Origin of the sequence: Xanthobacter flavus (assembly GCF_017875275.1) — a bacterium.
Classification (GTDB): domain Bacteria; phylum Pseudomonadota; class Alphaproteobacteria; order Rhizobiales; family Xanthobacteraceae; genus Xanthobacter; species Xanthobacter flavus_A.
In genome coordinates this window covers 4,563,237-4,581,839 of record NZ_JAGGML010000001.1, presented here as the reverse complement: position 1 = coordinate 4,581,839, position 18,603 = coordinate 4,563,237, and the positions used below count along the sequence as shown (strand labels likewise).

20 protein-coding genes and 1 pseudogene are annotated in these 18,603 nt (G+C 66.8%); 9 read left to right on the top strand and 12 right to left on the bottom strand.

Annotated elements, in window-relative coordinates:
* The first annotated feature begins 140 nt into the window (after window positions 1–140).
* From J2126_RS25860 to J2126_RS25690, 4 genes are all read left to right on the top strand, one after another.
* The gene (locus J2126_RS25860; protein ID WP_209488878.1) at window positions 141–551 is read left to right on the top strand and encodes a glycosyltransferase; all 411 of its coding nucleotides are present in this window, start codon (window positions 141–143) and stop codon (window positions 549–551) included.
* A complete protein-coding gene (locus J2126_RS21640) occupies window positions 548–2,107 on the top strand; it encodes a glycosyltransferase family 39 protein (RefSeq protein WP_209488877.1) in 1,560 nt (519 codons plus the stop codon). The genes J2126_RS25860 and J2126_RS21640 overlap by 4 nt, the downstream gene beginning before the upstream one ends.
* A 111-nt stretch (window positions 2,108–2,218) precedes the next feature.
* Entirely contained in the window at window positions 2,219–3,037 is an 819-nt protein-coding gene (locus J2126_RS21635) for a DEAD/DEAH box helicase family protein (RefSeq protein ID WP_209488876.1), read from the top strand.
* A 51-nt stretch (window positions 3,038–3,088) separates the two neighbouring features.
* Window positions 3,089–3,220, top strand: a complete 132-nt coding sequence (locus tag J2126_RS25690) for a hypothetical protein (RefSeq protein WP_281066349.1) — start codon at window positions 3,089–3,091, stop codon at window positions 3,218–3,220.
* Window positions 3,221–3,235: 15 nt separating this feature from the next.
* Here the strand turns inward: J2126_RS25690 and J2126_RS21630 are convergent.
* From J2126_RS21630 to soxY, 10 genes and pseudogenes are all read right to left on the bottom strand, one after another.
* A pseudogene (locus J2126_RS21630) lies at window positions 3,236–4,179 on the bottom strand (integrase core domain-containing protein).
* A gap of 193 nt (window positions 4,180–4,372) precedes the next feature.
* Window positions 4,373–5,395, bottom strand: coding sequence for an IS110 family transposase (locus tag J2126_RS21625; RefSeq protein ID WP_209483277.1), 1,023 nt, complete (start codon window positions 5,393–5,395; stop codon window positions 4,373–4,375).
* Between the two features lie 304 nt (window positions 5,396–5,699).
* Window positions 5,700–6,971: an NAD(P)/FAD-dependent oxidoreductase gene (locus J2126_RS21620; RefSeq protein WP_209488875.1), complete on the bottom strand. Its 1,272-nt coding sequence runs from the start codon at window positions 6,969–6,971 to the stop codon at window positions 5,700–5,702.
* 4 nt (window positions 6,972–6,975) lie between these two features.
* Window positions 6,976–7,497, bottom strand: coding sequence for a DsrE family protein (locus J2126_RS21615; RefSeq protein ID WP_209488874.1), 522 nt, complete (start codon window positions 7,495–7,497; stop codon window positions 6,976–6,978).
* 98 nt (window positions 7,498–7,595) lie between these two features.
* Window positions 7,596–7,976: a c-type cytochrome gene (locus J2126_RS21610; RefSeq protein ID WP_209490446.1), complete on the bottom strand. Its 381-nt coding sequence runs from the start codon at window positions 7,974–7,976 to the stop codon at window positions 7,596–7,598.
* A gap of 98 nt (window positions 7,977–8,074) precedes the next feature.
* Window positions 8,075–8,851, bottom strand: coding sequence for a c-type cytochrome (locus tag J2126_RS21605; RefSeq protein ID WP_209488873.1), 777 nt, complete (start codon window positions 8,849–8,851; stop codon window positions 8,075–8,077).
* Complete coding sequence (gene soxC / locus J2126_RS21600) at window positions 8,835–10,148, bottom strand: sulfite dehydrogenase (RefSeq protein ID WP_209488872.1); 1,314 nt, start codon at window positions 10,146–10,148, stop codon at window positions 8,835–8,837. Before soxC ends, J2126_RS21605 begins: the two co-directional genes overlap by 17 nt.
* A gap of 77 nt (window positions 10,149–10,225) precedes the next feature.
* Window positions 10,226–11,920 carry a thiosulfohydrolase SoxB gene (soxB, locus tag J2126_RS21595; protein WP_209490444.1) on the bottom strand — a complete coding sequence of 565 codons (1,695 nt, stop codon included), beginning with the start codon at window positions 11,918–11,920 and terminating at the stop codon, window positions 10,226–10,228.
* Between the two features lie 98 nt (window positions 11,921–12,018).
* A complete protein-coding gene (soxZ, locus tag J2126_RS21590) occupies window positions 12,019–12,348 on the bottom strand; it encodes a thiosulfate oxidation carrier complex protein SoxZ (protein ID WP_209488871.1) in 330 nt (109 codons plus the stop codon).
* Window positions 12,349–12,434: 86 nt separating this feature from the next.
* A complete protein-coding gene (gene soxY / locus J2126_RS21585; RefSeq protein ID WP_209488870.1) occupies window positions 12,435–12,923 on the bottom strand; it encodes a thiosulfate oxidation carrier protein SoxY in 489 nt (162 codons plus the stop codon).
* A gap of 256 nt (window positions 12,924–13,179) precedes the next feature.
* Here soxY and soxA point away from each other — a divergent pair, with 256 nt between their 5' ends.
* On the top strand, window positions 13,180–14,010 hold the full coding sequence (gene soxA, locus J2126_RS21580; RefSeq protein ID WP_209488869.1) for a sulfur oxidation c-type cytochrome SoxA: 831 nt from the start codon (window positions 13,180–13,182) through the stop codon (window positions 14,008–14,010).
* A 14-nt stretch (window positions 14,011–14,024) separates the two neighbouring features.
* Window positions 14,025–14,639, top strand: coding sequence for a sulfur oxidation c-type cytochrome SoxX (soxX, locus tag J2126_RS21575; RefSeq protein ID WP_209488868.1), 615 nt, complete (start codon window positions 14,025–14,027; stop codon window positions 14,637–14,639).
* Between the two features lie 42 nt (window positions 14,640–14,681).
* Here the strand turns inward: soxX and J2126_RS21570 are convergent, their stop codons facing one another.
* Window positions 14,682–15,248, bottom strand: coding sequence for a SoxW family protein (locus J2126_RS21570; RefSeq protein ID WP_209488867.1), 567 nt, complete (start codon window positions 15,246–15,248; stop codon window positions 14,682–14,684).
* Window positions 15,249–15,259: 11 nt separating this feature from the next.
* The gene (locus J2126_RS21565; RefSeq protein ID WP_209488866.1) at window positions 15,260–15,985 is read right to left on the bottom strand and encodes a cytochrome c biogenesis CcdA family protein; all 726 of its coding nucleotides are present in this window, start codon (window positions 15,983–15,985) and stop codon (window positions 15,260–15,262) included.
* Between the two features lie 116 nt (window positions 15,986–16,101).
* Here J2126_RS21565 and J2126_RS21560 point away from each other — a divergent pair, with 116 nt between their 5' ends.
* The 3 genes from J2126_RS21560 (at window position 16,102) to J2126_RS21550 (ending at window position 18,083) form a co-directional block, all read left to right on the top strand.
* A complete protein-coding gene (locus J2126_RS21560; protein WP_209488865.1) occupies window positions 16,102–16,494 on the top strand; it encodes a thioredoxin fold domain-containing protein in 393 nt (130 codons plus the stop codon).
* A gap of 32 nt (window positions 16,495–16,526) precedes the next feature.
* A complete protein-coding gene (locus J2126_RS21555; RefSeq protein WP_169123761.1) occupies window positions 16,527–16,898 on the top strand; it encodes an ArsR/SmtB family transcription factor in 372 nt (123 codons plus the stop codon).
* 78 nt (window positions 16,899–16,976) lie between these two features.
* A complete protein-coding gene (locus J2126_RS21550; protein WP_209488864.1) occupies window positions 16,977–18,083 on the top strand; it encodes a YeeE/YedE family protein in 1,107 nt (368 codons plus the stop codon).
* Window positions 18,084–18,603 lie beyond the last annotated feature (520 nt).

The following is an 18,603-nucleotide window of genomic DNA, read 5'->3' as shown; positions in this document are numbered from 1 at the left end:
CGGTTGTCAGCTTGGCCTTCACATGCCATGCGAAGACGGAGGGGAGGCTTGCGGCGCCCCCTGGATCACGGCGAGAACCGGTGCAGGCCGGGTCCGTGCGACCGTACCGTTTCGAACGGCCGCAGGACACCGCACAACGCATGCCGGATTCCGCGCCCGCCCCCTTCGGCTCCCCGTCTCTCCGCCGCCCCGGCATCGTGCGGCAGGGCTGCGCCGAGCCAAGGCCCGACGAAACGGCGCGGGCCTCCACGGAAGCGCTTGCCACTGTTCCTCGGCTTACCGTCGTCGTCCCGACCTTCAACGAGCGCGGCAATGTGGAGCGGATGTTCGCGGGCATCGACCGCGCTCTGACGGGCGTCCCCTACGAGATCATTTTCGTCGACAACGATTCGCCGGACGGCACTGCCGACCTGGCGCGGCAGCTGGGCGAGCGCGATCCCCGCGTGCGCTGCATCCGCCGGGTGGGTCGGCGCGGCCTCGCCGGCGCCTGCATCGGCGCGGTGTGGAACTTCGCCATGACCTCCCTGTTCGTGTGGGGACCGTCCAAGTGAGCCTGGCATCGCCGGGGCTCACGGGACCTGTCGATCAGGAGCGCCGCGCACGCCTGTCGAAGCTGCAGGAGCGGGTGTCGCCCGCGATGGCCCTTGGCTGGGTGATGGCGTTGGCGTTCGCCTTGCGCCTGCTGTTCGCCGCCACAACCGGCCTCGGCAACGACGAATCCTACACCGTCGTCACTAGCCGAAGTCTCGCACTCAGCTATTTCGACCATCCGCCCATGGCCTGGTGGCTGGCCCACATGTCGGCCGCCCTGTTCGGGACCGAGGCGCCTCTGGCGGTGCGCGCGCCGTTCCTGCTGCTCTCGATGGTCTCAAGCGGCTTGATGTACGTTCTCACCGCCCGCCTGTTCGGCCGGTGGGCCGGGGTTTGGGCGGCGCTAACGATGGCCTGCGCGCCGGTGCTTGGCCTCACCAGCGCCACCTGGGTGCTGCCGGATGGGCCGCTCATCACCTTTCTCCTCGCCGGAACGCTGGTGATCGCGCATGCGCTGTTCGATCCGCGCGCCCATCCGGCCACCTGGCTCCTCGCGGGCGCGCTCGGTGGATTGGCGCTCCTGTCCAAGTATCACGGCATCTTCCTGTTCGCCGGGACCTTCGTGTTCCTGCTGCTGAGCGCGCGCCACCGGCGATGGCTCGGCACCATCTGGCCCTATGCGGGAGTAGCGGTCGCCCTCGTCGTGTTCTCACCGGTGATCGTCTGGAACGTGGGCAACGGCTTCACCTCCCTCGCTTTCCAGGGCGAGCGGGCCTCTGCGGAGGGGTTCCACCCGCTGATGGCGTTGATGGTGGTGTCAGGCATCGCACTGTTCCTCACGCCATGGATCTGGCTGGGCCTCGTTGCGGCGGCGGTGCGGGCACTGCGGACGAAGCCGATCAATCCCCGCGCGCTGCTGCTGCTGTGCATCGCGGCGGGGCCGGTGCTGGTCTTTCCCGCGATCGCCGCATGGTCGGGCGCCAAGCCCTTCTTCCACTGGGCGGCCCCCGGCTATCTGATGCTCTTCCCGCTGCTCGGCCGGGCCACGGCGCGGCGGTGGGCCGGCAACGCCTGGATCCGGGGCTGGACCATCTGGTCGGCCGGCTTCGCCACCGTGGGCGTCGCCGCGATCGCGACGATCTCCCTTGTCCCCTCCCTCGGCACCGCCTTTTCCCCGACCAATGGCGATCCCCTGCGCGAACTCGCCAGATGGAGCGACCTCGATGCCGCCGTCCGGCGCCACGGCCTCGCACCGGGGCCCTATGCCTTCGTCACGGTGCCCGTCTGGCACATGGGCGGAAAGGCCGGCTACGCCCTGGGGCCCTCCTGGCCGGTGGCCTGCATGGGCAGCGACTGCCGCGGCTTCCTGATAAGCGACGTGCAGCGCGGGCGCGCGGGCGCCGATGCCGTACTCGTGCTCGATGCCGCATCGCCCGGCCAGATGGACGAGATGGCCCAACGCTTCCGGAGCGTCGAGACGCTGGAGACGGTGGAGATCCGCCACGCCGGCACCGCCGTTGCCCTGGTGGTGCTCGCCGTGGGACGCGGCTATCTCGGCGAACCGCGACCGCATTAGCCGCGGGCGACCGGCAACCACGAGGCGCTGGCGGCGCAGTATGCCAAGGTCACGGCGGAAATCGAAAAGTCTCGCGAGGCGCAGGAGCAACTGAACGAGATCAAGGAGGCGGTGGTTGGCAAGACCATCCTCGCCGCCCACGCCATCGTGGAGGCATTGAAGAACACCCGCCATCCCTATCGGCAGGCGCTGGACACGGTGTTCGAGGGGCGTGTGCGCGTGCTCGACATCGCCAATTTCGCCATGATCCGCCCGCACGACATCCGCGACAACGCCTGCGTGGTGGTCGGCACGATCCAGACCTTGCGCGTGAGCAATACCGAGGACCGCAAGGTCTACGCCCACAACGAGAACATGGAGCCGCATTTCTCCGCCATCCCGGCCTCCACCGCAGGTCTGGAGCGGCGCGACGGCTCCACGGACAAGACGGGCGATCCGCGCTTCTCCTTCGCCAACCTGATGCACATCCACCGCCCGCTGATGATCGTGGACGAGGCGCACAACGCCGTCACCGGCCTTTCGCGCGAGATGCAGGCGCGAGTGAACCCGTGCGCCATCATCGAGTTCACCGCCACGCCGCGCTTCGACTCCAACATCCTGTACAGCGTCACCGCGCAGGAATTGAAGGAAGCGGAGATGATCAAGCTGCCGATCATCCTCGCCGAGCACGACAGCTGGCAGAACGCGGTGAACGGCGCCATTGCCAGCCGCGCGGCACTTGAGGAGGCGACCAAGGGCGAGGCCGATTACATCCGGCCCATCGTCCTCTTCCAGGCGCAGCCGAAGAATGGCGAGGTGACGGTCGAGGCGCTGAAGACGCACCTCGTCGAGGTTGAGCAGATCGCACCCGAGCGCATTGCGGTGGCGACCGGCGACCAGCGCGAACTCGACGGCATCAACCTGTTCGACCCGAAATGCCCGATCGAGTAAGTCATCACCATCGAGGCCCTGAAAGAGGGCTGGGACTGCTCCTTCGCCTATGTGTTCTGCTCGGTCCAGAATATCGGCAGCGCCACCGACGCCGAGCAGCTTCTCGGCCGCGTGCTGCGCATGCCATACGCCCGCCGCCGCAAGGCCGATGCCCTCAACCGCGCCTACGCGCATGTCTCCTGACGTTGCCCCCAACTTCTATCCAGCTGTGAGTTCGTTCTGGCGGTTGGGTTTGCCTTCTCGGGCGTGTGGAGCGGCGGGGGCAGACGCGGAGCCGTTCATGTTGCGGAGCGTCTGATCCCGCCGCGGGTGGAACGTTGAGGCGAAGGCGCTTGGCGTCTGCCATCCGAGCTTCGAGTGCGGCCGGGCGGTGTTGTAGTCGAGCTGCCACCGGCCGAGAGCGGCTCTGGCCTGAGACAGGCTGGATGACAGCGTCTCGTTCAACAACTCGTCCCGCAGGCGGCCGTTGAAGCTCTCGATGAAGCCATTCTGCATCGGCTTGCCGGGCGCGATGTAGTGCCATTCGACCCGAGCCGCGTCGGTCCAGGCCAGAATGGCATTGGAGGTGAACTCGCTGCCATTATCGCTGACGATCATCTTGGGCCGGCCGCGCTCTGCCAGAAGCCTGTCGAGTTCGCGAGCGACCCTGACCCGGAAGCCCTCCCGCCTGAGCAGGACGTGGAGACGGCGATAGCCGAACCGCCGCCGTTCCTGGGCGATGGCCTTCATGCGCTCACGCAGCGAGGCGTCATTCCCGCGCGTGGCTTTGTATCTCATGGTCATGCGGCAGAAGCCGGTGGCTTTACACGCCCGCCGTTCGCTCATCCCATGGGCTTCCATGAGGTGGGCGACAGCCCTGCGCTCGGCAGCGGGCGTCACCACTTCTTTCCCAGGAGATCCTTCAGCGCGACGTTGTCCAGCATGGCGTCGGCGAGCATGCGCTTGAGCTTGGCGTTCTCATCCTCGAGCGCCCGCAGCCGCTTGGCCTCCGATACGTCCATCCCGCCGAAACGCGCCTTCCACTTGTAGATGCTGGCGTCACTGACCCCGTGCTTGCGACACAGGTCCGAGACCGGCACCCCGGCCTCGTGCTCCTTCAGGATGCCGATGATCTGCTTCTGTATTCGGTCCGGTGTCGTCAACCCCGATGATGGCACGTCGCGGGTTCTTTGCTTCTGTCCGTGGTCGAGGATCGCCACATGATGGTGTTCGATGGAATGACCGGTTCAAGCTCTTCGGCGTGCTCGGCCGCGTCAGCGGCTGCGACGACAGATCATGCGAACTCAATCATCCCGCGCCCCGCGACGGGCGTTCAGGGAACCACAGCCGGGTCGATCACGCCGCGGCCGCAGTCCATCGGAATTCCGTGCCGTTCCGCCACATGCTGTGAAGAACGACCGCCATCTTGCGAGCCAGAGCGACCTTCGCCCGCTTACTTCCCTGACGCTGAGCAATGCGCACCGCCCAGGCCTTCATCGGTGACCAGCGTGTGCTCGGTCGCAGGATGACGTTGGCGGCCTCGAACAGCGCAGTTCGCGTCTCCCCGTCGCCCACTTTGGTGATCCGTCCGGTCCGATCGATCTCGCCCGATTGATACCGCCGAGGTGTGAGCCCGAGATAAGCCCCGACGGACCGGGAGCGGGCGAAACGCTCGGGCGCATCGATCGTTGCTCTGAACGTCAGAGCGGAAACCGGCCCGATTCCGGGCATGGTCGTCAACAGGCGGCAGACCGGATCATTCCGGACAGCCTGGACGACCAGGCGATGAAGGCGCTGGTACTCCTGCATCAGTGCGTCCCGGGCTGCCAATAGGGGAGCCATCACCTCAGCCAGGATGGCGTTGTTGCCAACCAGATCTCGGACACGAGAGGCAAATCCGGCCCGCGACACGATGCCGACCTTCAAGCCGAAGGGACGGAGCAATCCGCGAAGTGTCTGCTCCGACGCGGCAATGGAGCGGATCAGGTGCTTGCGCGCCGCCACCAACGTTCGCGCGTGCTGGCTGCCGATGCTCTTCACGTGCACGACCTTGTACCAACCAGCCCTGACCACCTGGGCAATGCCGCGCGCGTCGTTCCGATCGGTCTTGACGGGCATTGCCGACAACGCCGCCTTCACCTGCCGCGCCTCCAGGCTGATGGCGGGAAAACCAAGCTCCGCCAAACCCGCAGTCAGCCATTCCGACATCGGCCCAGCCTCAAGCCCAATCTTCGCAATCCGATCCCGCCAAGGCTGGAGACACTGCGAGATGGCGGACGCCTCCGACGCCACGCTCGCCTCCTTCAGGATTTGACCTTCCCGGTCGATGACACAGACGGCTACGGAGTTCAAAGAGACATCAAGGCCGACGTACACCATGGGGACCTCCCGGCGCTGGGTTCAGGCCCCGATCGTCCTCTTCGCCGCCGAACGCCGCAAACGGCTCAAGAGATCAGGACCGAATACCCCATCTCTTCCGTGAAGCGGCTGCGCCTCATGTTCTGGTCCTCTCAATGGGCCAGAACGAACTTCAAACTGGATTAGCCAGGAGGGGCAACGTCAGTCTACCAACGCTTCCTTTTCGCGCCCGGAGCCAAAGTCGGGGTGTCTTTCGACAACGGCTTCGAGTTTCGGGAGGGGATGTACCGGGATGCGCGCAAGCAGCGCGACGGGCGGGCGCCCGTCAGCCGAACATCCCGGCGACCATGGCGCCATACCAGTCCGCATTCTCCTCCTGCTGCCGGCGGCGCAGGGCCGGAGGCTCGCCGGCTCCGGAGACTGTGCCCTCCGCCTCGCGGATGCGCCCGTCCACCGGCCGGTAGAGCCCGCTCACCTTCACGGCGTCGTCGGCCGTGATTAGGCTCCAGCAGGTACTGGCATAGGTCGCCGACGGGACAGCCTCGCCAAACAGGCCGGCGAGCAACGCCCGCGCGGCCACCTGCGCCTGGCTCCCCGCGGCGAAGGCGGATTTCGGGATATCGCCGCCGATGGCCGCATCCCCGATGACGAAGACGGCCGGGTCCATCGCCGAGGCCATGGAGGTGGCTTCAACCGGGCACCAGCCCGAGGCATCGGCGAGCGCCGCGCTGCGGGCGATGGTGCCTGCCTGCTGCGCCGGGATCACGTTCACCAGCGCCGCCTCGCGATAGGTCTCGAAGCCGGTGACGACCGTGCCGGTACCCGGATCCACCGACAGGAGGCCATCGGAGATGTCCGGTGCCATCCATTCCACCATGCCCGGGTAATGCCCCTCCCATCCCTCCTGGAAGAGGCCCTGCATGGAGAATTTCGGCTTCGGGTCGACGATGACGATGCGCGCCCCGCCGCGCCCCGTGCTCTTCAGGCGATGCGCCATCATGGACGCGCGCTCATAGGGCGCCGGAGGGCAGCGGAAGGGGTTGGGCGGGGCGATGATGACGATGAGGCCGCCGTCAGGTACCGCGTCCAGCCTTTCCTTGAGAATGCGGAGCTGGGCGCCACCTTTCCAGGCGTGGGGCATCACCGTCTCGGCGGCGCGGCTCCAGCCGGGCACGCTGTCATAGTCGAGATCGATGCCGGGCGAGAGAATGAGCCGGTCGTAGGGAAGGCGCCCGCCATCGGCGAGCCGCACCTCGCGCCGCTCCCGGTCGATGGCGTCGGCCCTCTGCGGCACGACGCGCACGCCGGCCCGCGCGAGGCCTTGATAGCCGAATTCCAGCGCGGCGAAATCGATGAAGCCGCCGAGCCAGAGATTGGAGTGAAACACCGCGACGTACCGCGGCTCCGGCTCCACCAGCGTGACCTCCACGCGGCCGTCGCGCAGGAGTGCGCGGGCGGCATTCGCCCCGCCGGCGCCGCCGCCCACGATCACCACGCGCGGCCTAGCCTGCGCCGCGACGTGCGGCGCGCAGAGCAGCGCCGCCGCGAGCGCCGAACCGCCCAGCAGCGCCCGCCGCGAGACGTCGCCGCGTGTCATGGCTTCAGCCGACCTTCAGGTAGCCGAACCCCTTGCCCTGCAATGCGCCGGCGGTGGCGATGCCGGAGGGTACGAAGGCGATGAAGGCCTCATCGCGCGCCTTCTCCTTGGGCACATGGTTGCGCTCGAAGGTGTAGGCGCAGAGGTAGACCTTCAGCCCGTTCTTGACGAGCGCGGCGATCTTCTCATTAAGCGTGGGATCGAGGGTTTCCTTCTCCCACATGGTGCCGTTGAGATTGTCGAGGAAGAACTTGATGCCGCCCGCATGGGCCACCATCACGATCTGCAGCGCGAAGGGATCGGCGCCATAGGAGGCGTAGTGGTTGTTGATGTTGTTCAGCGTCTGGGCGAAGCGGGCATGGTCGCCATAGTCCACATGATAGACGCAGGCGGTGTCCGCTTCCTTCTTGATGTCGGCGAGCTGGAGCGACTGCACGGCGGCATGGGCCGACGTTGAGGCCGCGATCGGCGCGGCGCCCGCAAGCGCCATGGTGCCGAGGAACGCCCGGCGGTCGAACTGGGGCATGGTTTCCTCCCGTCATCGGCGTCTGGCGCGCCGTGTGCTTTGGAATGTGCCCCCCGCAGGCCAGACTCCGCAACGGCGCGGGGCCGGCGGTGACTGTACTACTTCTTCGATCCGTCGGCGTTGAACTGGGCGAGGAAGGCGATCAAGTCCTTGCGCTCGTCCTCGTTCTTGATCCCGGCAAAGGCCATCTTGCCCTTGGGCGCGAGCGCCTTGGGGTTGGCGATGTAGGCGTCGAGGTTGGCCTCGTCCCACACCTTGCCGGCGGAGGCGCCGTCCTTGATGTCCTGCGAGTAGGCATAGCCCTCGAAGTGCGCCCACTTGGCGCCGACGATGCCATTGAGCGGCGGGCCGACCTTCACCTTGGCGTCGGGCCCGACCGCATGGCAGGCCATGCATTTCTTGAATACCGTCTCGCCCTTGGCGATGTCGGGTTCCGCGTGCGCCGGGGCAGCGGCGACGCCGAGCAGGAGGGCGACCATCACGGGGATGCGCACGATCCTCGTCCTTTCCGTTGGAGGGGCTGTGTGGTGTCCCGGACGAGCGGCCGGGACCCTTCCTTGGCGTTACGACGGGCGGCTCACTCCAGATTGCCCTTGGGCGGATCGCCGTCCGGCGTCACGTTGAGGATCTGGGCGCGGGCGGTGACATGGACCTCGCCGCTGCAGTCCTTCATGCAGGGGTTCTTCTTCCAGAAGGCCTTTTCCGAGGTCTCCCGGTCGTCGTCGTAGAAATTGGCCTCGTTGGGCAGGTCCACCTTGGGGAAGTTGTCCTTCGAGAGCACGAAGTCCTCGGCGACGAGATCGTTGAGGTTTAGAAGATACGCGACGATGGCGTAGGTCTGGTCCGGGGTGAGCGAGAGGTTGCTGCCGAAGGGCATCGCCCGGTGCACGTAGTCATAGACCGTGGAGGCGTAGGGCCAGAAGGAGCCGATGGTCTTTTCCGGCCGCTCCGACTTCAGGGTGCCGCGCCCGCCGGCCAGCACCGGCCAGCGGCCCGCGCCCTCGCCGAACTCGCCATGGCACTGGGCGCAGTTCTGCAGGAACAGCTCCTCGCCCTCCTTCACCGAGCCCTTGCCCGGCGGCAGGCCCTCGCCATCGGCGCGCACGTCGATGTTCCAGGCGGCAATCTCCTCAGGCAGAGCGGGGCGGCCGAGGGCGATGGCCTTCGCGGCGGCCCCTGGCGCGGCGAGCGGGGCGGCCATGTTCACCGCCTGCCGCGCCTTGTCGCTGCCGGTCTTCTCCGCCTTCGCGGCGGGCTTTCCGGCCGGCTGGGGATCGGCGACGGCGATGCCGGCAGCAGCCAGCCCGCCGGCGAGAAGGGTGGCGGCGAGCAGCCTCTCAGCCGACTTCCACATTTTCCGTCTCCCCGTTGGAGCGCACCAGCCAGGTCTGGATGCCGTTGTTGTGATAGATCGAGTTGGTGCCGCGCACGGCGCGCAATTCCTGTTTGGTGGGCTGCACATAGCCGGTGTCATCCATGGCGCGGGACTGCACCATCAGCTCCTGCCCGGCCCAGTCGAAATCCAGATAGAAGCGCGTCATGGACATGGGCATGGCCGGCCCGTCGATCCGCGCCGTCGTCCAATTGCGCCCGCCGTCGAGGGAAACATCCACCCGCGTGATGGTGCCGCGCCCGGACCAGGCGATGCCGGAGAGCACGTTCGGCCCCTTGTGCTTCAAGGGTGCCTGGGGGCTTGGGCTCGTCACCACGGATTTCGCGTCCATCACGAAGGTGAAGCGGCGCGAGCGGCCATCGGCGAGGAGGTCGGTATATTTCGACGTTTCCTCGCGCTGCTGCCAGGGCTGGTCGCCCACCTTGAGGCGGCGCAGCCACTTGACCCACATATTGCCTTCCCAGCCCGGCACCACGAGCCGCACCGGATAGCCCTGCTCGGGCCTGAGCGCCTCGCCGTTCATGCCGAAGGCGACGAGGCAGTCGTTCATGGCCTTTTCCAGCGGGATGGAGCGGGTCATCACCGCCGCGTCGGCGCCCTCGGCGAGCACCCATTTGCCCTTGGGATTGACGCCCGCCATGTCCAGCAGCGTCTTCAGCGGCACGCCGGTGTAGAAGAGATTGTGGATCATGCCGTGGGTAAACTGGCAGCCATTGAGCTGCGCGCCGCGCCACTCCATGCCGGAATTCGCCGCGCATTCGAGGAAATAGGCGCGGTTCACCCGGCCGGGCATGCGCTTCAGGTCTTCCAGCGTGAAGACGAGGGGCTTGTCCACGAGGCCGTGGATCATCAGCCGGTATTTGTCCGGCTCGATCTCCGCCTGCCCGCCATGGTGGCGCACGAAGCACAGGCCGTTGGGCGTGATGACGCTGTCGAGGGCATAGAGCGGGGTGAAGCTGACCGAGCTTTGCGAGCTGGCGGTGAGCCACGTCACCTCCCGGCGCACCACGTCCTTCTCGAACACGGACGGCTTGCCATAGGGGTTCTCGTTCACCGCCGCGCCGAGGGTTTTCGTCCAGTCGGGCACTGGCACGATATTGGGATCGGGCGTGCCGGCGGCCGGCGCGGCAAGGGCCGCCCCGCCTCCTGCTGCGACAGCACCCGCGCCCATGCCGGCAAGGTTGAGAAAGCGCCTTCGCGAAAGGGACGGCTTCGCGCCGGCCGCGCGCTCCGTCGGGGGCAGACTGGTGTCGGACATGGCGTCCTCCCTGATATTCTCTTATTCGTAGCTTTGAATATTTAGATTGGAATCGTGCGGCGGGGTGGCCGTGCGCCTCATGCGCCCGTCACCTTCACCGAGGCGTTGGGGGCGATCTTCACGGACTTCGTGTCGGTCACGTAGCGCTCCACCAACTCCCACACTGGCGGGCCTTCCACATTCTGGGCAATGGAGGCCCAGCCGGCGACCGTATAGGCCTTGTCCGCCTCCAGCGGCTTGCCGGTTTTCAGGAAGGTGAGGTCGGAGATGCGCTGGCCTGTCCCCTTGGATACGTCGATGGCGTAGCCCACCCCTCCGACGCGCACCATGTCGCCGCCGCCCTGGAAATAGGGATCGGGATTGAAGATGTTGTCGGCCACGTCCTCCAGCACCTCCTTCAGCTGCCGGCCGGTCATGGTGTTGCGGTAGCAGGCCGGATAGGTGATGGCGGTGGCATTGGCCACGGCATCGAAGGTGATGGGATCGCCCGGCAGCAGCGTGCCGCCCCAGCGGAATCCGGGGGAGAGGGCGATCTCCGCGTCGCGCTCCTTCATGATCGCATCGCAGATCATGTCGTCGAACGTGCCGTTGAAATTGCCCCGACGGTAGAGAAGGCTGTCGGCGCGGCCCAGCTCGCGGGAAAGGTCCTTCGCATAAGGCGCGCGGATGTCGGCGACGAGCTTCGCCATCTCCGGGTCCGGCGCGATGATGTCCGAGAACACCGGGATGAGCTGGAAGCGATAGCCGGTGACCTTCCTGTCCTTCACGTCGAGATCGAGGCGGGACACGAACTTGCCGTGGGAGCCGGTGGCCACCAGCAGCGTCTTGCCCACCTCCACCACGCGCGGCATGGCATCATGGGTGTGGGCGGTGAGGATCACGTCGATGCCGGAGACGCGGGACGCCATCTTGCGGTCCACGTCGAAGCCGTTGTGGGAGAGCAGCACCACCGCATCGGCGCCACCCGCGCGGGCGGCATCCACCTGCTTCTGCATGTCCTCCTCGCGGATGCCGAACTCCCAGTCCGGGATCATCCAGCGCGGATTGGAGATGGGGGTGCGGGGGAAGGCCTGGCCGATCACCGCCACCTTGGCGCCGCCCTTCTCGAAGGTCTTCGCCGCCTCGAACACCGGCTCCTGCCATTCGGCGGAGCGCACATTCTGGGCGAGGAAGGCGAAGGGCGCCTTCTCCTTGATCTCGGTGACGCGGTCGGCGCCGTAGGTGAACTCCCAGTGGCCCACCATGGCATCCGTGCCGAGGGCGGAGAACACCTTCACCATGTCCTCGCCCTGCGTCTTCAGCGAGGACCAGGAGCCCTGGAGCCCGTCGCCGCCGTCCAGCAGCAGCACCTTGTCCGCCCCGCGCTCGGCCCGGATGGCCTTCACGAGGGTGGCGATGCGGTCCACGCCGCCCATTCGGCCGTAGGTGCGGGCGAGCTGGGTGAAGTCTTCCGAGGTGAGGGAATACGCGTCGCGGGTGCCGGCCTTGAGGCCGAAATACTTGAGGAATGCTGCATCGGTGAGGTGCGGCGGCACGCCCCGCGCATCGCCCACGCCGAGATTGATGGAGGGCTCGCGGAAATAGAGCGGCACGAGCTGGGCGTGGATGTCGGTGATGTGCAGAATGGTGAAGGTGCCGGCATTGCCGAACTTCAAGAGGTCGGCCTGGCTCAGCGCCTGCGCGCCGACCGCCTGCGCCAGCCCGGTGCCGGAGGCGGCGAGCAGGCCGGCGAGGGCCGTTCCGGCGGACAGAAAATCGCGCCTTGAGATCATGAGGGCCACGCTTTCTCAGGTCATGGCGGGAGCGCCCACCGGATCGTGGGATCCGATGGCACGTCCACCGACAACGGAACAATGCGAGGAACGCCGCCTCAGGCGACGGTGAGCTTCGCGGTGGCCTTCTGCTCGGCGCCCGCGTCATCCTTCCAGGTGAAGGTGAACTCGCCGCTCTCCTTCGCCTTGAAGAAGAAGGACTGGTAGGGGTTCGCCGAAATGGAGGTGAACCACTCCGCGGTGAAGAAGGGCTTGCCGTTGAACGCGGCCTGGAAGGTGTTGATGATGTCGCGCGGCACGGTCTTGCCGGCGGCGTCCTTGCGCTGGCCGCTTTCCATCTCGTGCGAAATCAGCGTCTTGATCTCGATGATCTCGCCCGCCTTGGCCTGGGCGGGCACGCGCACGCGCGGCTGGGACTTGAGGGCCATGGTTTCCTCCGGTTTTTGCTCGGCGGCGCTCTGGCGCACGCCTGTTCTGTTCTTTTCTGTATTCGATCAGCGATTCGACTGTCGGATCAGCCGCCGCAGCCGCCGATGGTAACCTTCACCTGCACCTTGGCCGAATAAAGCTGTCCGCTGGACATCTCCGCCACGGCGATGACGTTCTGCGTCTGGGCGAGGCGCATGCGGGTGGAGGCGGAAGCTTTTCCGCTCTCGGGGGTGAAGTGATAGGTCACCACCTGCGGCAGCGGATTGCCATCGGCGAAGACGTGGACCGACTTCACGAAGTCGGCTTCGGTCATCGGGCTTTCCACATCGATGTTGATGGGCACGACAAGGCCGTTCTCGGCGATCTCGGGCATGTCGAGCTTGATCTTGCCCGCGCCCATGGTCTTGCCGGCGAACAGCTTCTTCATTTCGTCGGCCACCTGCGCCTCGGTGGCAAGCGCCATGCGCGGCGCCAGCACTGCGGCGAAGGCGGCGAGACCCGCGAGTTTCAGCGCGCCGCGACGTGTCGGGAGGCCGCGCGTAGAGACAAGGGTGACGTCGGGGTGGGGCGGCATGCGTTTTCCTCCTGGCACGACCGGCGCTTGAGGGCCGGCTTTTGGCGTCGTTCTTGTTGAATTCCGTCCCCGTGACGGCGGTGGTCGCCGGGGATCAATTTCACATATTGTGATATCGATTTTTTTGAATGTAAAGTAGCTCCTATCCGCTGATCGCATCCATCTATGAGGGATGGAGCGTCGCAGGTGGATCGCCGCGGCTCAAGGGCATCACGCAGAAGGCCCCAGGCCCCGGACGTCTCGCTGGGGAGGATACATGCGACCCAAAGCCACGTTTCTCACATGCCTGTGCGCCCTCGCCCTGGCGCTCTCACCCATGGTCACGGCACGCGCGCAGGACGACGCGAGCGAGAAGGAGATCGAGCGCTACCGCGCCATGATCAACGATCCCATGGCCAATCCCGGCTACCTCGCCGTGGATCGCGGCGAGGCCATCTGGGCCGATCCGCGCGGCACCAAGAACGTCTCTCTTGAGACCTGTGACCTCGGCCAGGGGCCGGGCAAGCTGGAAGGCGCCTACGCCGCTCTGCCGCGCTATTTCGCGGACGCCGGCAAGGTGATGGACCTCGAGCAGCGCCTGCTGTGGTGCATGGACAAGATCCAGGGCGTGGACATCAAGCCCATCATGGCCAAGCCCTTCTCCGGCCCCGGCCGCGGCTCGGACATGGAGGATCTCGTCGCCTTCATCGCCAACAAGTCGAACGGCATGAAGATCGACATCCCGCTTGCCCATGCCAAGGAGAAGGAGGCCTATGGCATCGGCGAGGCGCTGTTCTACCGGCGCTCGTCCATCAACGACTTCTCCTGCTCCACCTGCCACGGGGAACCCGGCAAGCGCATCCGGCTCCAGGGCCTGCCGCAGCTCGACAAGCCGGGCAAGGACGCCCAGCTCACCATGGCCTCCTGGCCCACCTACCGCGTCTCCCAGAGTTCGCTCCGGACCATGCAGCACCGGCTGTGGGACTGCTATCGGCAGATGCGGATGCCCGCTCCCGATTATGCCTCGGAAGTCGTTACGGCACTCACCGTCTTCCTGCAGGCGCAGGCGGCCGGTGGCGAGCTGAACGTGCCGTCCATCAAGCGCTGAGGGGAGGAAGAGCCATGAAGACAATCATCATCGCCGCGGCGCTTCTTCTCCCTGAGGTCGCTTTCGCGCAGCAGATCCCCCCTGCCCCGCCCGCCGTGGTGGACAGGGTGGTGAAGGAGAGCTTCACCAAGCTGCCGGACGGCTGGGCCGCGCGGCTCGTGCCGGACGAGACCATGGAAATCTGCTCCGTCACGCGCAATCAGCCCTCTGCCAAAGAGGCGGACGCTATCATGGCCCGCGAGGCCAAGACGGTGAAGTATCCGCAGGGCAGCGTGCTCGGCGACTGGAAGAAGGGCGCCGAGGTGGCGCAGAATGGGCGCGGCGGACAGTTCTCCGATCCGCCAGGCACGGTGAGCGGCGGCAATTGCTACGCCTGCCACCAGATGGACCCGAAGGAAGTCAGCTACGGCACCCTCGGGCCGAGCCTCGTCAACTACGGCGCGGAGCGCAAATTCTCCGCCGAGGATGCGAAAGCCACCTACGCCAAGGTCTACAATGCGCAGGCCGTCTTCGCCTGCTCGTCCATGCCGCGCTTCGGGCACAACGGGGTGCTCAGCGAGGAGCAGATGAAGGACGTGGTGGCCTATCTGTTCGATCCCAACTCGCCGGTGAACAAGCCGGCGAAATGAGGCGACCGGCGGGGCCGCTCCGGCGGCCTCGCCCTTTTGTCTTCAGCCCTTGCCCTGCTTGCCGAGCCACGCATCGAAGGGCTCTTTCGCATAGGCCCCTTGCGCCACATAGCGGAACAAGGCGGAGAATTCCGGCCGCGGCAGAAGGCCCGGCATGCGCGCCACCTCCTTGGGCTTTCCATCCACCTCCGCGAAGAACTGGAAGGTAGGCGTGGCGCGGATGCGCTCGCGCTGGCCGAGCGCCTTCTCGGTGAGGCGAGCGCCGTCGAGGAAGGTCACCTCCCGCGCGCCGAACAGATCCAGATGCACGATATCGAACGCCTCCCGGATGGGCGTCTCGATGGCCGGATCGGCGAAATAGGCGGTGTGCAGTTCCTTGCAATAGATGCACCCGCGCTGGCTCCACTGGAGCGCGAATCCCCGCCCCTTCCCGCGCGCGGCGGCGAAATCCTCGGAGAGGTCGAGGAAGCTGTCCACATACCAATCTTCCGTATAGAGCCCGTCATCGCCGAGGCGCGCCTTGGCCTGCGCCCCGGCGGGAACGAGCGCGGCCGCGAGGCCGGCGGAGGCCTTCAAGAGGCGCCGGCGGCTGAGCGTGGGGTGTGCCATGGGTGGTCCTCCTATCCGATGCGGCCAAGGCCGGGCGCGGCGTCGAGCAGCCATTGGGCAATCTGCGGCATGAAGCCGGTCATGAAGGCGATGCCGGTCAGGATGAGCAGCCCGCCCGCGATCTTCTCCACCAGGCCGAGCCGGCTGCGCGCCGCTCGCGTCCAGACAAGGAATCGCTCGGTGAAAGCCGCGGCGATGAGGAAGGGAATGCCGATGCCGGCGGCGTAGATGCCCAGCAGGAGCATTCCCCGCCCCACCGATGCCTCGGCCCCGGCGACGATGAGGATCGCCGCCAGAACCGGCCCCACGCAGGGCGACCAGCCGAAGCCGAAGGCGAGCCCCACCACATAGGGCCCGATGAGCCCCGCCGGCCGCGCCATGGGCTCCAGCCGCGCCTGCCGGTAGAGCAGCGGGATGCGCACCAGCCCCGTCATGTGCAGGCCGAACAGCACCAGCAGCGCGCCGGAGAGCCAAGTGAGGGTCTCGATGTGCTCCATCAGTACCCGCCCGATGGAGGACGCCGTGGCCCCCAGCAGCACGAAGACGGAGGAGAAGCCGAGCACGAACAAGAGCGCCGCCCCGAGGACGCCGCGCCGCGCGGGCGTACCTTCGGTGTCCTCGGTCGCGGCGCCCGCGAGGAAGCCGAGGTAGGCCGGCACCAGCGGCAGCACGCACGGCGAGGCGAACGAGAGCAGGCCGGCAAGGAATGCCCCTGCAAGGCTGACATCGAGAGACATGCTCCTCCCCGATCGTTGGAAACCGCGTCTTTGGAGGTGCGCGGATTGGTCCTTGCCCAAGATATATGCGAATGCGATAATATGTCTCCTGAAATCCACGTCGGGATTGTGAATTCATGCGTCCTTCAGCGTGCCTCGCGCTCGCGGCCGGCCTCATCGCCGCGGGTCTTTCTGTGGCCTTCGCGCCTGCTGCCTCGGCGCGCGAGCTGCTGATGTTCGAGCGCAAGGGCTGCGCCTATTGCCTGAAGTTCGACCACGACGTGGCGCCCATCTACGAGAAGACCGAAGAGGGGCAGCGCGCGCCGCTCCGGCGCGTGGACCTTTCCAACGGCACGCCGGGCGACGTGGTTCTGGCTGCCCCGGTCCGCTTCACGCCCACCTTCGTGCTGGTGGATGAGGGGCGCGAAGTCGGGCGCATTATTGGCTATGCTTCGGATGAAGCGTTCTGGGGCCTGCTCGGCTCGATGCAGGACACCATGACGGACAGGATGGCAGGCGCGCGGCCGTGAGGTCGCCCCGCCGGGATTGAGAAGGCAGGCACATGTCGATCGTTTCCAGGCGACTTGAGGACGAGCTGCGGGAAGGCCCGGAGATCTCGCCCGAGCTTGACCGCCTCATGCGCAACGCCCGCAAGGCGAGCGACTTCCTGAAAGCCCTCTCCCACGAGAACCGCCTGCTGCTCCTGTGCCTGCTGGCGGAGGGCGAGCGCTCGGTGACGGAGCTGGAGAACATCCTCTCGCTGCGCCAGCCCACCGTCTCCCAGCAGCTGGCGCGCCTGCGCCTCGACGATCTCGTCACCACGCGGCGCGACGGCAAGACCATCTATTACAGCCTCGCCAACGATGATGTGCGTCGGGTCATCTCGGTGATCTACGACATGTATTGCGGCACCTCTGCATCGGACGCAAAGTAAGCTCAAAAAAATGCGCCGGGCCGGCGACGGGACGCTTCACAAGTCCCGCTCCGGCCGTCTCAGGGAGGAGGGCGCGCAATGGATGTTTCAAGCCCCTGGTGGACCGCGCTCGCCGGTCTCGCCGTGGGCGGGGTGGTCGGCTTCGCCGTGTTCCGCGCCCGCCTCTGCACTTTCGGCGCGCTGGAAGACGCCATGGTGGGCCATGACTGGCGCCGCATGAAGGTGTTCGCGCTCGCCCTCGGCCTCGCCGTGCTGGGCACGCAGGCCCTCGCCATGGCCGGCATTCTCAGCCCGGACCGCACCAATTACGTCACCACCGCGCTGCCGTGGCTCGGCATCCTCACCGGCGGCGTGCTGTTCGGCCTCGGCATGGCGCTGGTAGGCACCTGTGCCTTCGGCTCGCTGGTGCGCTTAGGCTCGGGCGACCTGCGCAGCCTCGTCGTGCTGCTGGTGTTCGGGGCGGTCGCCTACGCCACCCTGCGCGGCATCTTCGCCGGCATCCGGGTGGATGGGCTGGAACGCATCGCGCTTTTGCTGCCGGCCGGCACCGCAAGCGACCTGCCCTCCATCATAGGGCGCCTCACCGGGCACGATGTCCGGGGCATCCTTACCGCCGTCGCGGGCGGAGCGCTGGTGGCGCCGGCCTTCGCCGACCGCAGGCTGCGCCGTGCCGGACGGCTGATGACGGCGGGGGTGATGCTGGGCCTCGGCGTGGTCGCCGGCTGGCTCGCCACCACCTGGCTGGTGGACGAATTCGCCCATCCCGTCGCGCCACAGAGCCTCACCTTCGTCTCGCCGGTGGCGCGCGCTCTGTTCGGCGTGCTGTTCGAGCCCACGAGCCTCGCCGAGTTCGGCGCCGGCAGCGTCTTCGGCGTCGCCCTCGGCGCCTTCGCCGCCGCCCGGTTGGCGGACGAATTCCGCTGGGAGGCTTTCGATGACCCCCGCGAGATGAAGCGGCATCTGCTCGGCGCGGTGTTCATGGGCGCGGGTGGCATTCTCTGCGGCGGCTGCACCATCGGGCAGGGGCTGACGGCCGGTTCCCTCTTCGCCCTCTCCTGGCCGCTTGCGGTAGCCGGCATGGCGGTCGGCGCGCGGCTCGGCATCGCGCTGCTGATGGAAGGCTCGCTGGCCGGCTTCGTCCGCCAGAGCGTGGCCGGCCGCTTCGACTTCCGCAATAAACCCTGACGGCGCGGAACGCACCAGCTTCCTCAGGAAGTGCCAAAAGGATGCGATCGCCGCCTTCAACACCCAGGCGGCCGACAAAAAGCTCCACGCCGCCGCCTAGACCAGCTTCACCACCAAGTGGGTGCGGGATGGCCTTGGGCAGTAGGTTGGCCCCCTGCCAGGGTGTCGTGGGATAGCCACGCTGCCCCCAGCCGGAATTGCAGGGCATTCCGGCTAGGGGGTGCATGGTCATCAGGCCACCCTTCATCGCCATTTCTTGGATCTCCACCTTGCCAGCGAAGTGGGTGGTGGCCAAGATAGGTCTTTCGAAAATGGCGCAGCTGTTTTAGCGAGTCAGATAGCCAGCCGCGACGGTGGCGCCGCCTGGGGGAGGCGCTGGACCAGGGATGGTCAATCTTGATCGAACCTACCTTGAACTCAGGCACCTTTGGTGCCTGAACGGTCAGAACGAGCGCACCGAAGACCAACGCCGAAACGGCCAGGACACCGCGCGGGCAGGCAAGCTCGGAGACATTGTGAC